This window comes from Mucilaginibacter frigoritolerans (genome assembly GCF_007830615.1).
Lineage (GTDB): Bacteria > Bacteroidota > Bacteroidia > Sphingobacteriales > Sphingobacteriaceae > Mucilaginibacter > Mucilaginibacter frigoritolerans.
On record NZ_VLLI01000010.1, the window covers coordinates 162,632 to 178,902 of the forward strand.

The 16,271-nt window shown below is 38.7% G+C and carries 11 protein-coding genes; 7 read left to right on the forward strand and 4 right to left on the reverse strand.

Annotated elements, in window-relative coordinates; all coding sequences use genetic code 11:
* Window positions 1–15: 15 nt before the first annotated feature.
* The 4 genes from JN11_RS17010 to queG all read left to right on the forward strand — a co-directional run bounded on the left by JN11_RS17010 (window position 16) and on the right by queG (window position 5,361).
* Complete coding sequence (locus JN11_RS17010) at window positions 16–2,295, forward strand: GH92 family glycosyl hydrolase (protein ID WP_144914479.1); 2,280 nt, start codon at window positions 16–18, stop codon at window positions 2,293–2,295.
* Window positions 2,296–2,298: 3 nt separating this feature from the next.
* Window positions 2,299–3,387 carry a Gfo/Idh/MocA family protein gene (locus tag JN11_RS17015; protein WP_144914480.1) on the forward strand — a complete coding sequence of 363 codons (1,089 nt, stop codon included), beginning with the start codon at window positions 2,299–2,301 and terminating at the stop codon, window positions 3,385–3,387.
* A 108-nt stretch (window positions 3,388–3,495) separates the two neighbouring features.
* Window positions 3,496–4,281 carry a polysaccharide deacetylase family protein gene (locus JN11_RS17020; protein WP_144914482.1) on the forward strand — a complete coding sequence of 262 codons (786 nt, stop codon included), beginning with the start codon at window positions 3,496–3,498 and terminating at the stop codon, window positions 4,279–4,281.
* A gap of 141 nt (window positions 4,282–4,422) precedes the next feature.
* A complete protein-coding gene (gene queG, locus JN11_RS17025; RefSeq protein ID WP_144914483.1) occupies window positions 4,423–5,361 on the forward strand; it encodes a tRNA epoxyqueuosine(34) reductase QueG in 939 nt (312 codons plus the stop codon).
* Between the two features lie 97 nt (window positions 5,362–5,458).
* Here queG and JN11_RS17030 read toward each other — a convergent pair whose 3' ends face one another.
* Window positions 5,459–6,505: a 3'-5' exonuclease gene (locus tag JN11_RS17030; protein ID WP_144914485.1), complete on the reverse strand. Its 1,047-nt coding sequence runs from the start codon at window positions 6,503–6,505 to the stop codon at window positions 5,459–5,461.
* A 204-nt stretch (window positions 6,506–6,709) separates the two neighbouring features.
* On the opposite strand from JN11_RS17030, the gene JN11_RS17035 reads away from it, so the two are divergent.
* From JN11_RS17035 to JN11_RS17045, 3 genes are all read left to right on the forward strand, one after another.
* Complete coding sequence (locus tag JN11_RS17035; RefSeq protein ID WP_144914487.1) at window positions 6,710–8,698, forward strand: DUF3857 domain-containing protein; 1,989 nt, start codon at window positions 6,710–6,712, stop codon at window positions 8,696–8,698.
* Between the two features lie 132 nt (window positions 8,699–8,830).
* The gene (locus tag JN11_RS17040; protein WP_144914488.1) at window positions 8,831–10,813 is read left to right on the forward strand and encodes a DUF3857 domain-containing protein; all 1,983 of its coding nucleotides are present in this window, start codon (window positions 8,831–8,833) and stop codon (window positions 10,811–10,813) included.
* Window positions 10,813–12,723 carry a DUF3857 domain-containing protein gene (locus JN11_RS17045; RefSeq protein ID WP_144914490.1) on the forward strand — a complete coding sequence of 637 codons (1,911 nt, stop codon included), beginning with the start codon at window positions 10,813–10,815 and terminating at the stop codon, window positions 12,721–12,723. The genes JN11_RS17040 and JN11_RS17045 overlap by 1 nt, the downstream gene beginning before the upstream one ends.
* Here JN11_RS17045 and JN11_RS24855 read toward each other — a convergent pair.
* The 3 genes from JN11_RS24855 to mutS all read right to left on the reverse strand — a co-directional run bounded on the left by JN11_RS24855 (window position 12,720) and on the right by mutS (window position 16,156).
* Window positions 12,720–12,845 carry a hypothetical protein gene (locus JN11_RS24855; protein WP_262713291.1) on the reverse strand — a complete coding sequence of 42 codons (126 nt, stop codon included), beginning with the start codon at window positions 12,843–12,845 and terminating at the stop codon, window positions 12,720–12,722. The two genes, JN11_RS17045 and JN11_RS24855, sit on opposite strands and share 4 nt — an antisense overlap.
* 27 nt (window positions 12,846–12,872) lie before the next feature.
* Complete coding sequence (locus tag JN11_RS17050) at window positions 12,873–13,439, reverse strand: C40 family peptidase (RefSeq protein WP_144914492.1); 567 nt, start codon at window positions 13,437–13,439, stop codon at window positions 12,873–12,875.
* Between the two features lie 107 nt (window positions 13,440–13,546).
* Window positions 13,547–16,156: a DNA mismatch repair protein MutS gene (mutS, locus tag JN11_RS17055; RefSeq protein WP_144914493.1), complete on the reverse strand. Its 2,610-nt coding sequence runs from the start codon at window positions 16,154–16,156 to the stop codon at window positions 13,547–13,549.
* Between the last annotated feature and the right edge of the window lie 115 nt (window positions 16,157–16,271).

Consider the following 16,271-nt stretch of genomic DNA (forward strand, 5'->3'; position numbering starts at 1 on the left):
ACTCCTGATAAACTAATGAAAAATTTCTTCCTTTTTATAGCCCTGCTGATTACTGTAAAAGGCTTCTCTCAACAAACCACTAAAGCTGTTAACCTGGTTGATTACATCAACCCTTTAATGGGCAGCGATTCCAAGTACGATCTTTCAAATGGTAATACCTACCCTGCTATTGCATTGCCATGGGGTATGAACACATGGACCCCTCAAACAGGTAAAATGGGCGACGGGTGGCAATATACTTATGATGCCCACAAGATCAATGGCTTTAAAGAAACGCACCAGCCTTCACCATGGATGAATGACTATGGTCAATTTGCCATAATGCCGGTTACCGGGCATCTGAAGGTATCACAAAATGGTCGCGCCAGCTGGTTTTCCCATAAGGCTGAAATAGCAAAACCTTATTATTACAGTGTTTTCCTGGCCGACCATAACGTAACCACAGAAATTGCACCTACTGACAGGACAGCTCAATTCAGGTTTACCTATCAGAAGAACGATAGTTCTTTTATTGTGATAGATGCATTTGATAAAGGATCATTTGTTAAAGTTATCCCGAAAGAAAATAAGATTATTGGCTACTCCACCAAGTTTGCACGCGGGCCATTAAAAAACTTTAAAGACTACTTTGTTATTTATGTTGATAAACCTATCGTAATAGCGCAAACCTACAGCGATTCAACATTAACCGATTCATTATCACTACACGCCAAACATGCTATAGCTGTTATTGGCTTTAAAACCAGCGATAACGAAAAAGTGCATTTAAGGGTAGCCTCATCATTTGTGAGCTTTGAACAAGCAGAGCTTAACTTAAAAAGAGAGCAAGGCAACGATAGCTTTGATGTTACCGAACAAAAAGCTAAAGATGTTTGGAACAAAACCCTTAACCATCTGGTAGTTGAAGGTGGTTCTGTTGATCAGATGCGTACCTTTTATTCATGCATGTACCGCATGCTGTTTTTCCCGAATAAACTTTACGAAGTTGATGCCAACAACAAGATTGTGCACTACAGTCCGTACACCGGCACAGTAATGCCGGGTTATATGTTTGCGGGAACTGGCTTCTGGGATACTTTCAGGGCACTTTATCCTTTCCTTAACCTGGTTTATCCAAGCATAAACAAAGAGATGCAGCAAGGCCTTATAAATGACTACAAAGAAGGTGGCTGGTTGCCTGAATGGTCGAGCCCAGGTTACTCTGATGTAATGGTGGGTAATAACTCTGCTTCAGTAGTTTCTGAAGCCTATATAAAAGGTTTGCGGGGTTATGATATCGAAACTTTATATCAAGCCTTAATACATGGAGCCAATAACGAGGGCCCAAGAGCAACCGGCCGTAAAGGTGTTGAATATTACAACCAACTGGGTTATGTACCTTACGATGTTAAGATAGACGAAAATGCCGCGCGTACATTAGAGTATTCTTATGACGATTTTGCCATTTATCAATTGGGCAAGGCTTTACACAAGCCTGAATCTGAAATTGGCATCTACAAAAAACGCGCGCTGAACTACCGTAACCTGTTCGATCCGTCAACCGGTTTAATGCGCGGTAAAAATAAAGATGGCTCATTCCAAACGCCATTTAATCCATTTAAATGGGGTGATGCCTTTACCGAAGGTAACAGCTGGCATTATACCTGGGGCGTTTTCCAGGATATGCAGGGATTAATTAACCTGATGGGTGGTAAAAAACAATTTATTGCCAAGTTAGATTCCGTATTTACGCTCCCTCCTATTTTTGACGACAGCTATTACGGCGAAGTGATCCACGAGATCCGCGAAATGCAGATTGTAAACATGGGCCAGTATGCACATGGAAACCAGCCTATACAGCACATGCTTTATCTTTACGGATATGCAGGCCAGCCATGGAAAACCCAATACCACGTGCGTGATGCTATGAATAAATTATACATGGCTACTCCTGATGGCTATTGCGGCGATGAGGATAACGGACAAACATCTGCCTGGTATGTATTTTCGGCAATGGGCTTTTACCCGGTTTGCCCGGCGAGTGATCAGTATGTATTAGGTGCGCCATTGTTTAAGAAAATTACCGTAAACCTTGAAAACGGCAAAAAAATAGTGATCAATGCGCCAAACAACAGCGACAGTAATATTTACGTAAATACCATGACGGTTAATGGCCAGCCTTATGATTTTAACTGGCTAAGCCATAAAGCATTATTGCAGGGAACTACCATTAACTTTAACATGACCGCACAGCCAAACAAACAACGCGGTACAAAGGATATTGACGTTCCATTTTCTTTATCAACCGAAAAATAGCATATGAAAAATTTCATTAAAACCATTGTATTTTCATTTATTCTGCTCGCTTTTGCCGGCATAGTTAATGCACAAAACAAGCTACGTTTAGGTGTGGCCGGTTTAAACCACAATCACGTTTATGGAATTTTAAGTAGATACAGGGATGGCAAGGCCGATATTGTGGGCATTGCAGAGCCAAACAAAGCCTTATGGGTAAAGTTTGGCAAGCAATTCCATATCCCCGACTCCTTGTTCTTTACAGACCTTAAAACAATGGTGCTTAAAACAAAGCCCGATGCTGTTTTAGGTTACAACGCTGCCGCTAATCATGTGGATATTGTGGAAGTATGTGCACCATTACATATCCCGGTTATGGTTGAAAAACCTTTGGCGGCCACTTTGAGCCAGGCTAAACGGATGGAAGAACTGGCTAATAAATATAACATCAAAGTATTAACAAATTACGAAACCACATGGTACCCGTCTAACTTAGACGTATACAATACCGTAAATGCAGGCACTATTGGATCAATTAAGAGAATGGTAGCGCACGATGGACATCAGGGGCCAAAAGAAATTGGTTGCAGCGAAGAGTTTTTAAGCTGGCTTACCGACCCTGTATTAAACGGTGCCGGTGCCCTTAATGATTTTGGATGCTATGGTGCCGACCTGATGACCTGGATGATGCATGGTCAAAAGCCTATTGCGGTAACAGCTATTGGAAGGCATTACAAACCGGCTGTTTATCCAAAAGTAGAAGATGACGCTACCGTTATTGTAGAATATCCGGGTGCTATAGGGCAGATAGAAGGATCATGGAACTGGCCATTCTCTATAAAAGATTTTGAAGTTTTTGGCGAAACAGGTTACCTGCATGCCCTTGATACCAGTCACATTGTTAGCCGCCTGCGCGAAAACATTAAAAGTTCAAAAACAGTTGATCCGCTTGCCGCGCCTATAAATGACCCAATTATTTATTTAACCGCAGTGCTGCATAACCAATTGCCTGGCACGGATGATCTTTCGTCCTTAAAGTACAATATGATTGTAATGGAAATATTGGATGCTGCAAAAAGATCAATTAAAGAAGGCAAACGAATTGTGTTATAGATAGATTATTTCAAATAAATTCAAACTTTTATTGTTATTCTTTATTTATACCAAAAGCAAAATAATATTACTTTTGCCCACTTCAAATTTCAAATACACCGTTATCAAATGATTAAACAACTCATAGCCGTTGCAGCACTCTCATTTTCTGCTTTGGTTTCATCAGCACAGTCAGCAAGCAATGCGGCAATTATGGCCCGCAAACAAGTACCAATCGTTTGTTATCACCAAATCCGTGATTGGAGGCCAACTGATTCCAAAACATCAAAAGATTATATCATACCTGTTGCTGCATTCAAAGAGCACATAAAAATGCTGGCTGATAGTGGTTACCATACTATACTGCCTAATCAGTTATATGATTATTTAACAAAAGGCACCCCACTGCCAAGCAAACCTATTATGCTTACGTTTGATGATACCGACCTTGACCAGTTTGAGATTGCACGCCCTACGTTGCAGAAATATGGTTTTAAGGCTGTTTATTTTATCATGACAGTATCTTTAGGTCGCCCGCATTACATGAGCAAGGAGCAGGTAAAGCAACTATCTGATGAAGGAAACGTAATTGCCAGCCATACCTGGGATCACCACCGCGTAGACCGGTACAAACATGATCCTAATCCTAAAAAGGATGACTGGGTGATTCAAATTGAAAAGCCAACAAAAAAACTGGAGGAAATTACAGGCAAAAAAATGGAATACTTTGCTTACCCGTTTGGTGTATGGAAAAAACCAGTATTACCAATAGTTCAGAAGTATGGCTTTAAGTTGGCATTTCAACTTGCTGACAAACGTGATCCTGACTACCCGTTGATGACTGTTAGAAGAATATTGGATAGTGGTTACTGGTCAACAAAAACATTCAGCAATAGTTTAAGACATAGTTTTTAATCCCCTAGCCCCTAAAGGTGGAATTTAAAATACAACGGAAGCTCCTCTTTGAATAATTCAAAGAGGCGTTTTTATTTGAATACGATTTGAAGCCAGATAGCAGACTAATTTTAAATTTTGTTTTGTGGTATATTTGCACCAATGCTCCAAAACAAACAGCAATATAGCACGCTCATAAAAAATGAAGCCAAAAGGCTGGGCTTTATGTTTTGTGGTATATCAAAAGCTGATTTTTTGGAGGAAGAGGCGCCCAGGCTGGAAAACTGGTTAAAAAACAACATGCAGGGCGAAATGCACTACATGGAAAACCATTTTGATAAGCGCCTGGATCCACGCCTGTTGGTTGATGACGCAAAATCAGTAATCTCTTTAAGTCTTAATTATTTTACTGATGCACAGCAAATTGACCCCTCAGGTCCTAAAATTTCCAAATACGCTTATGGTACTGATTATCACCAGGTAATAAAAGAAAAACTCAAACAACTGCTGGACATTATAAATGAACAAATAGGCGAAGTGAGCGGACGGGCCTTTGTTGACTCGGCTCCGGTGCTGGACAAGGCCTGGGCCAAAAAAGCTGGCTTAGGCTGGATAGGAAAGAACACTAACCTGATCAGCAAAAAGGTTGGCTCGTTCTTTTTTTTAGCGGAGCTGATAGTTGACATTGAACTGGAATATGATATTGCCCCCACTGCCGATCATTGCGGTACCTGCACCAACTGCATTGACGCTTGCCCTACCCAGGCTATTGTAGGGCCTTATATTGTTGATGGCAGCAGATGTATCTCCTACCTTACCATTGAATTAAAAAATGAAATACCTGCGGAGTTTAAAGGTAAAATGGACGATTGGATGTTCGGCTGCGATGTTTGCCAGGATGTTTGTCCATGGAACAAATTTTCCGTTTTGCATCAGGAACCTGCCTTTACTCCCCACCCCGATCTTTTAAACCTAAAAAAGCAGGATTGGGAAGACATTACAGAAGACGTATTTCAAAAAGTATTTAAAAACTCTGCTGTAAAAAGAACAAAGTACAGCGGTTTAAAAAGGAATATCAATTTCCTTGGAAAGGACAATTAAGATTATTTACAGGCGATTAATAACCACCTGCAAAATCAAAAAATATAAAATCGCCTGACTTCCAAAATCGAAAATCCGACTTCCGAAATTGAAAAAACTATCCTTTTTTAAACTTATCAGCCAGCATTTTCAACATATCCTCATTAACAGGTTTTGCGGGTTCATTATCCTGCTTTTTAAAAGGCTTTTGATCGTGCCTAATATTTTCATTATTTCTTGGAGGATTGGGCTTCTGGAAATCTTTTTTAAATGGTTTCTCAGCAGGCTTTTCCACGGCATTAACATCAACAGGAGCCTGAGGTTTTGGTTGTACCGGCTTAGGTTGGCGCTCGGCAATTCTTTTGGCAGTAAAACGGTTATGTATTTCTTCCAGCTTGCGTTTAGTATACAAAGGAAAATCCCCCTGCATCATCCACGAGTAATAGCTTGGCTCTATTCTTAATACCTCTTCAACAGGTTTGCCCTTATGTTTACCAAAGTTAAAGGTCTCTTCTCCATCTTCATTAAAAACCATGCGTCCGGCAAAATCAACCGGTTTGCTTAGGTTAGTAAAGTTATGCAAAGCCTCTACATCGTTAACAACGGGGATTGAACGGTTTCCTTTTTTATCTTCCCATTCGGTATTCTCATAACGGGCCACCTGGGCAAGCAAAACTTCCATAGTAGCACGGGTATCTGCCTCGGCAGAGTGTGCATTTATAATTTGTTTATCACAATAAAATTGGTAAGCAGCCTTTAAAGTGCGCTGCTCCATCTGGTGAAATATATTCTGCACATCAACAAAATGGCGGTTATCAAGGCTAAATAAAATATCGGCCCTTAAAAACTCTTCCATCAGCATAGGGATATCAAACTTATTGGAGTTATATCCGGCAAGGTCACTTACATCAATAAAATCAGCTATTGATTGGGCTATTTCTTTAAAAAAAGGCTCACTCTTTATATCTTCATCATAAATACCATGCACTAATGATGATTCCAAAGGTATAGGCATCCCAGGATTAACGCGAAAAGTTTTCACCTCTTCACTGCCGTCGGGGTGCAACTTTATAACAGATATCTCCACAATACGGTCAATACCAATATTGGTTCCTGTTGTTTCCAGATCGAAAAATGCCAGCGGGCGCTTTAAATTAAGTTTCATCAATAAGATGTATTATTTACAAGATAATTGTCTTTGCTACTGTTTACGGCTCAGGATTTTTATTGTTTCTTAAATCGCTACCTTTTAATCATTATGCAAAGGCCGCAAAGGTCATAAAAAGATTTCAGTACTATAAATTAAAATCCAATTAATTTAATTCAATAAAAATACTAATTTGTCGCCACCTTATTCTCAATTTAAACGATGAAAAAAGTCCTGATAATTATACTTGTTTTATCGTTTTTTAGCAAATTTTCCCAGGCACAGGATTTTACTTATGGCACTATTACTCAAGAGGAAATGGATATGGCCAAATATCCCAAAGATACTTCGGCCCACGGTGTAGTTTTGAAAGAATTTGGTGATTCGAAAATCACTTATACCAAGCGCGGTATAAGGTTAATACATACTTATCATGTTAAAATAAAGATTTTTGACAATAAAGGTTTCAGTAATGCAACTATTGAAATACCTGTTTATGGTAATAATAACGAAGAAGATGATATAAATTATCATCAACCTGTGTACGATATAAAAGGGGTAACTTCTTATAAAGACGAGAAGGGCTTAACCCAACAAATAGACCTCGAAGACAAGAAAATTTACCAGGTGAAAGATAACAAAAATTGGCTTACTTATAAGTTTGCTATGCCTGGGGTACGCAATGGCTGCGTTATCGAATATCAGTTTACTTTTGAAACTTCTTTGCTGGAACACTTCTTCTCATGGGAATTCCAGGGCGCCATTCCAAAAATAAGTTCCGAATACGATGTCCATATTCCAGCATTCTGGGACTATAATGCCTCTTTGAGAGGGACGCTTAAGTTGAACACAAGTCAAGCAAAAATTGAATCACCCTGTTTTTCACTCCCCGGCGCACATTGTGACTGCTCATTTATTGTTTATTCAATGAATGATGTACCTGCATTTGTGGAAGAAGAAGCTATGACTGCGTCTAAAAATTACAAATCGGCCATCTATTTCACCCTAATTGATTATACGAACCCTTACACAGGTAAAAAAGGTAATGGCACTAAAGAATGGGCCGACATTGATGATAGATTAAAAAGCGAACTATTCTTTAATGGTCAATTAAAAAGAAAAGGATTATTAAAAGATAAAATAAGGCAAGTAATTGAAAATAAAACAGACACCTTAAACAAGGCAAAAGCCATTTACAGTTTTTTGCAAAAATGGTTTAAATGGGATGGGGTTTATGGGATTTATAGTGAGAATTTAAGCAAAGCACTTGATAAACATAGCGGTAGTGATGCCGATATTAATTTGAGTTTGGTAACAGCACTGAATGCTGCGGGGCTAAATGCGAATGCTGTAATACTATCCACAAGAGAAAATGGCACCATAAACAATATCCATCCATCCCTTGATGATTTTAATTATGTTGTAGCAAAATTATTTATCGGCAATCAAAGCTACCTGCTGGATGCTACCGATCCGCTTTTACCGTTTGGCGTATTGCCTTTAAGATGCTTAAATGGCAAGGGCCGCGTAATGAGCCTTGATAAACCATCTTACTGGATAGATATGGACACTCATCAAAGTAAAAGAAGCGCCAGCATTATGGATTTTACTTTGCAGGAAAACGGTAAATTAAAAGGCACTATCACCAACTATTCTATTGGATATGACGCCTATTTAAAAAGAAATGCAATAAAAAAGTTCAATTCGACCGATGAATATGTTGATGACCGCTATAGCAATTGGCAAAGGCTCAAAGTACTTAAATCTACCATAAACAATCTGGATAGTCTTGATAAGCCCCTTGAAGAAATTTATGAGGTTGAAATTTCCCAATATGACCAATTAAATAATAGCAAATTCGCCTTTACACCTTTTGTTTTAAATAAAATCACCGAAAATCCCTTCAAGTTAGCAGAAAGGTCGTACCCTGTAGATTGGGGGATGCCTTCGGAAGATAAATACATTGTAAACGTTCATTTACCTGGCGGCTATCTTGTAAATAGCCCTCCACAAAAAATAAATCTGGGATTGCCGAACAATGGAGGAACGTTTTTATCCAGCTATGAACAGCTTGATAATACGTTCATATTTTCCACTATTACCAAATTCAACAAAGGCATTTATAGTTCGGCGGAGTACCCTTATTTAAAGGAGCTTTATAATAAGATTATTCAAATGGAAAAAAGTGAAATTGTATTTAGTAAAAAATAATTACCATGATGGGTTTTAAATCAAACAACGACTTGCTGTTACTACGTATAACCAGAAGATTTTTTTGATCTTTTATTCGCTCTTCTAAATCTATTATTTTAATTTGCTGCCACCTTATTCTCAATTTAAACAATGAAAAAAGCCCTGATAATTGTACTTATTTTATCACTTTTCACTAAACTTTCTAAAGCTCAGAACTTCACCTTCGGCACTGCTACCCAACAGGAAATGGATATGACCAAATACGCAAAAGATACATCTGCTCATGCAGTGGTTTTGCAAGAGTTTGGTGAATCAAAAATGAATGTGAGTAGCGATGACTATATTAAAGTATTTTTCACCTATCATGTTAAAATAAAGATTTTCGATAATAAGGGCTTTGATAACGGCACTGTTCAAATACCTGTTTATAACAATAGTAATACAGATTTGTATGAAGATGTCAGTAATATTAAAGGCATTACCACCTATAAAGATGATAACGGTTTAACAAGGCAAATAGAGCTCGAAGACAAAAAAATATACCCGGTAAAAGAAAATAAGCATTGGGCCAATTATAAATTTGCGTTACCCGGCTTACGGAATGGCTGTATTGTAGAATATCAATACACTATTGAATCACCCTATTGGGAAAACTTTCACTCATGGCAGTTTCAAACCGATATTCCTAAAATAAGTTCGGAATATGATGTCCATATTCCCGGTTTTTGGAATTATAATGCATCTATCAGAGGGTTTCTAAAACTTGACAAAAACACATCCGAAATAGAGAAGGAATGTTTTTCATCAGGAGGTGCACATTGTGATTGTTCATTTATCACTTATGGCATGCACAATATTCCGGCATTTATAGAAGAAGATGCTATGACAGCACCCAAAAACTACAGATCGGCTATAAACTTTGAGCTGGTTGACTATATGAATCCATATACAGGAGCAAAAGTAAGATACACTAAAGAATGGAAAGACGTTGATTATCAACTCAAAACAGATTCTTATTTTGGTCGCCAGTTAAAAAGAGAGAGCTTATTAAAAGACAGGATCATTCCCGTAATTGCTGGTAAAACTGACGATTTAAGTAAGGCTAAAGCAATTTACGCTTATTTACAAAAGTGGTTTAAGTGGAATGAGTATAGTGGTATTTCTTGTGTCGACGGCTTAAATAAAGCATTGGACTCGCATAGCGGTAGTGTTGCTGATATTAATTTTTCATTAATTAATGCACTGAAAGCTGCAGGCTTAAAGGCCGACGCTGTAATATTATCTACACGGGAAAATGGCAGTATCAATAGCCTTTACCCGGTTATTGGCGATTTCAATTATGTAGTAGCTAAAGTTGACATTGGTACTGATAGTTATTTCCTTGATGCTACCGATCCGCTTTTACCATTTGGTATGTTGCCTTTAAAATGCCTTAACGGACAAGGTCGTGTAATGAGCTTGGACAAACCATCTTATTTTGTTGATCTTATTACAAAACAAAAACAAAAAAGCACCTATTCAATGGAGTTTACCTTACAGGAAGATGGTAAGCTAAAAGGCACCATCATAAACTATTCTATTGGTTATGATGCCTATTTAAAAAGAAAAGCCATTAAGAAATTCAACTCAACCGATGAATATATTGAGGCAATTAACAGTCGGTTACCAAAACTTAAAATACTTAAGTCAACTATAAATGCTCTGGACAGCCTTGACCAGCCAGTAGGTGAGATTTACGAAGTTGAAATCTCATTATATGACAAAGTGAGTAACGGCAACTTCACATTTAATCCCTTTTTCCTTAACAAGATCACCGAAAATCCCTTTAAAATGACAGATAGACTATATCCGGTAGACTGGGGTATGGCATCTGATCAAAGAAATATTTTGACCATTCATTTAGCTAAGGGATACATAGTTGCAACACCGCCGCAAACATTAAACGTAGAGATGCCTAATAACGGCGGGCGGTTTTTATCCACTTATGATCCACTTGATAACACCTTTACCTTTTCAAACATCATTCAGTTTAATAAGGGAATATACAGTCCTGATGAGTATCCTTATTTAAAAGAACTATATAATAAGATTATTCAGACAGAAAAAGGTGAAATGGTTTTTAAGAAGAAATAATGAGAATATTTATAGTAATAACTTGTTTACTGCTGTTTTTTAAGGCTGCTGACGCACAAGAAAATTATGATGCGAGCCTTATTTCAAAAGAACTGATGCCCTATGCTACAGTTGTTATACGCAATAGCGAAACAACTATTGAGGTAAAAGACTTAAGTAATGTTAATTATCACATTACAAAAGCGATAACTGTACTCAATAAAAATGGTGATGATATGGCCCGGTTGATTGTTGAGTATGATAAAATCACAGAATTAAAATCCATTAAAGGGGCCATTTACAACTCATTTGGAAAACAGATCAGCAAGTTTTCAAAAAGTGACTGTGAAGATTATAGCAACGCCCATGATTTTTCTTTATTTGAAGACGCACGAGTGAAAGTATACACACCTTCTGTTACTGAGTACCCCTACACCATTGTTTACGATTACGAATATCGGTCAAAACAAACCTTGGATATAGATAAATGGGAGCCAGTTGAACATACCGGTATTGCTGTTGAAAAAAGCTCATTTACCTTTATTTGTAAACCCGATTTTAATATCAATTATAAAGCGTCAAATCTTGCTGGTAAACCATTGATAAGTACCGACACTCATGGCTTAAAAACCTATACATGGCAACTTAATAATCAAAAAGCGGCAAAGCACGAACCATTTAGCCCATATCATGACAGCTTTTTACCTGGTGTTCAAATAGCCCCTCAAAACTTCACCTATTATGGCATTAACGGAACTTATAACAATTGGGAAGATTTAGGTAAATGGGAATATAATAACCTGATTGCAAGCAGACAGAATTTAGATTCTGAAACCATCCAGCATATAAAAGAAATTACAAAAGACATTGCCGACCCAAAACAAAAAGCAAAAAAAGTATATGAGTACATGCAAAACAAAACACATTATATTAGTGTACAAGTAGGTATTGGCGGTATCCAACCATTTTTAGCAGCGGATGTTGACAAGCAAAATTATGGCGATTGCAAGGCCCTGGTTAATTACACACAGGCATTGTTAAAAGCAATTGATATAAACTCATACTACTGCATTGTACAGGCAGATAATGATTATACAATTGGCTTACAAAATGACTTCCCAAGTTTAAACCAGGGGAATCATATTATTTTATGCATTCCATTTAAAAATGATACCACATGGGCAGATTGTACCAGTCAAACTATTCCTTTTGGGTATTTAGGTAGTTTTACCGACGACCGAAACGTATTAGCCTGTACCCCTGAAGGTGGAAAACTAATGCACACTCCTAAATACACCCTAAAAGATAATGTTAAGAGGCGTAAAGCAAACTTTGCAATCGACAATGAGGGAGCAATATCTGGCAATATGACCACCGTTTTTAAGGGAGTTGACTATGAATACAGGGATGAACTAATAAATGAACCACGTACGGAGCAGAATAAAATGCTGCAAAAAATATATCCTATTAATAACCTTTTGATTGATAAGCTGGATTTGCAACAGGATAAAAGTTTTAATCCGTCAACTACAGAAAACATAACTTTACACGCCCGGGATTATGCTTCTTTCTCGGATGGGAAATATTACTTTCTGTTAAACCCTGTAAACCGGATAGAGGAAACACCTAAAGAAGTACGCAACCGCATAAATGATGTTTACATAGCGCGTGGCTATACGGAAGAAGATGAGGTAACTTATACCATCCCTTCTGGTTTTCGCCCGGAAAAAGAGCCCTTAATGGTATCTATTGAGAAACCATTCGGCAAGTTTACTGCAACAATGGTATTAATTGGAAATCAGTTGACCTATAAACGGAAGTTGCAATTTATTGAGGGTACCTACAGCAAAGACACTTATCAGGATTTAGTTGATTTTTACCAGGCCATTGTTGATGCCGACGAATACAACGTGGTACTCACCAAAAACTAACTAAAAATTATGATGCCTAAGATAATACCCACTATCATAATAACATAAAGGAGTATTTCATTGCCAGCGTACTTTTTATACTTTGTCCAGAAAGAGTAATCCTGCTTTGGTTCTTCAGCCATGTTACAAAAATACGGAATAAACTGCAATTATTTTCCGTTTGAGGCACTGGTATCATCCGGAATGATGGATCCACAGCGTGAAAAGTATTTGTAAGTATAAGGATCATGCAGTTTAGTGATCATTACCCCGTGTGATGAACTGGCATGTACGTAATAACCATTTTGCAAATAAATACCAACGTGGCTAAACTTTTTACCATCATAATCAAAAAACACCAAATCGCCTTCGGTTAATTGCTCTTCGTATTTTCTTTTAATTGCGATAACCTGCTGACCTGTTGTACGTGGTATATTAATACCATAAACTTGCTGCTCCAATAACAAAGCCAATCCCGAGCAATCAATACCATCTTTATCTAGTCCACCAAATTTGTAAGGAGTGCCCATCCATTGGTCTACAAAGGCGTATAAACGGCCATTTTGTATATCGCTTCTGTCAACCCCTAAAATAGTAGCGTATTTATCGGCAATATTGGTTTGTGGTTTAACCACTTCGCCTGGCTCACCGCGCATTACAGCTTTCCTGGAATGACATGACGAAAAACCAATAGCAAACAATAGTAAAATGCAATACAGGTAGTGTACTTTATTCATACCCTAAAAATACGGTCAAACACGTGTTCGGGTTATGCTGATATTGTTAACATATTAACAATTGGATCTGCTAAGGCCTTAAAATGACCAGCTTGAAAATTCTAGTATTACCCTTTTATTACCCTTTGTATCTCATCCAGCTTCATCAGTGCTTCAACCGGGGTTAAGGTATTTACATCAAGATTATTAAGTGTATCGCGGATTTTCACCAATACAGGGTCATCAATAGAAAACATTTGCATTTGCACGGCCTGCTTTTGCACCTTGCGGATGCTTTCTTTAATATGCTCCCCTCCCGTCCGTTCGTTTTCCAGCTTTTTAAGAATCTCATTTGCCCGGCTCAGCACTTTAGGTGGCATACCTGCCAGCTTAGCTACGTGTATACCAAAACTGTGTTCACTTCCGCCCGGAACCAGTTTACGGAGGAAGATAATTTGGTGACCAACTTCTTTTACCGATACATTGAAGTTCTTAATGCGGTTAAAGCTGTTGCTTAGCTCGTTTAATTCGTGATAATGGGTAGCAAATAATGTTTTTGCCCTGGCATTAGGCTGGCTATGTAAAAACTCAGCAATTGACCATGCTATAGAAATACCATCATAGGTAGAAGTTCCACGGCCAATTTCATCCAGCAGAATCAAACTTCTGTCTGACAGGTTGTTTAAAATACTGGCAGTTTCATTCATCTCCACCATAAAGGTTGATTCTCCAGATGAAAGGTTATCTGATGCGCCTACCCTTGTAAATATCTTATCCACCAATCCAATAGAAGCTGCCCTGGCTGGTACATAACAGCCCATTTGTGCCATGAGAACTATTAAGCCAGTTTGTCGTAACAAGGCCGATTTACCCGCCATGTTGGGCCCGGTAATAATGATGATCTGCTGGGTTTCCGAATCCAGGTAAACATCATTGGTAATGTACTCCTCGCCTAAAGGCAAATTCTTTTCTATAACCGGGTGCCTGCCACCTTTAATATCCAATATACGGCTTTCATTCACCTCTGGCTTAACGTAATAGTTTTTGACAGATATGGTTGCAAAATTAAGCAACACATCCAAACGGGCTATCAGCTGTGCATTAAGTTGAATCGGTTTAATATATTCGGCTAAGCTGTACAGTAAATCGTTATACAGCCTGGTTTCCAGCGCTAATATTTTTTCTTCGGCACCTAAAATCTGCTCCTCGTATTCTTTTAATTCGGGGGTGATATAACGTTCAGCATTTACTAGGGTCTGTTTCCTGATCCATTCAGAAGGCACCTTATCGCGGTGACTGTGTGTTACCTCCAGGTAATAACCAAATACGTTGTTGAACGATACTTTGAGCGAAGGGATCCCGGTGGCTTCTGCTTCGCGTTTCTGGATCTCCAGCAAATAGCCTTTGCCGCCGAATGCAATCTTACGTAGGCGGTCAAGCTCCTCGTTCACGCCATCATTCATCACGCCGCCTTTTACCAGCATAACCGGGGGTTCGGCACTTAATTCTTTCTCAATCTTTTCGCTGATAAGCACACAGGGGTTTAATTGCTCGGCTATAGCCTGCAAAGGTTTATTGGCTGAAGTTTCGCCCAGCTTTTTGATGGTATCAATAGCATTTAGAGCTTTTTTAAGCTGACAAACTTCACGCGGGTTAGCTTTTTGTAAACCAATTTTGGATATTAATCGTTCTAGATCGCCAATTAACCTGATGTTTTGTTTCAGTGTTTCGCTCAGCTCCCCGTGCTCAATTAAAAACTCTACTACACCCAAACGGTCGTTAATGGGTTTAATTTCTTTTAAAGGCATTACAATCCATCTACGCAGCAAACGCGCTCCCATTGGTGAACAGGTTTGATCCAGCACTTCTACCAGCGTATGCGCATTTTCATTAGCCGACCCTACCAGTTCCAGGTTACGTACACTGTATCGGTCAAGCCACAGGTAGCGGTCTTCCTCAATCCGGCTGATGGCCGATATATGTTGTAAATTGCGGTGTTCTGTTTCATTCAGGTAATGCAGGGCAACTCCCGCTGCCACAATACCCAATGTCAATTTATCAATACCAAAACCTTTTAATGATTTTACGCCGAAGTGTTTCAATAAAACTTCATTGGCATAATCGCCGCTGTAGGGCCATTCATCAAGGGTATAGGTATAAAAGCGGTCGCCGTAATTGTCTTTAAAATCCTGCTGACGGCTTTTGGGGTAAATTACCTCACTGGGCGAATAACTTTGCAACAGTTTATCGACATACTCAATACTACCCTGTGCGGTAATAAACTCACCTGTCGAAATATCAATGAGGGCTATGCCTATGCTGTTCTTTTCAAAATAAAGTGAAGCTAAGTAGTTATTGCTTTTTTGATGCAGGATATTATCGCTGATAGCCACACCAGGTGTAACCAATTCAGTAACCCCACGCTTCACAATGGTTTTGGTAGCCTTCGGATCTTCCAACTGATCGCAAATGGCTACTCGCTGCCCGGCCCTTACCAGTTTGGGTAAATAGGTATCCAGTGAATGATGCGGAAAACCGGCCAGTTCAATATGTGTAGCTGCGCCATTTGCACGGCGGGTAAGCACAATACCTAAAATTCCGGCGGCCTTAATAGCATCTTCGCCAAATGTTTCGTAAAAATCGCCCACACGGAAAAGCAATAATGCACCGGGGTACTTACCTTTAATCTGGTTGTACTGCTGCATCAACGGAGTTTCCTTATTCGTATCCTTTGCCAAAATTTGTAAATGGTTGTAATTGGGTAAAGTTAGCGCATGCTATTGTTTTTAACCCAATTGTGGAAAAAAGTATCCATTGTGGATTAAATTCAGATCTCCACTTCATCTGTCAAAA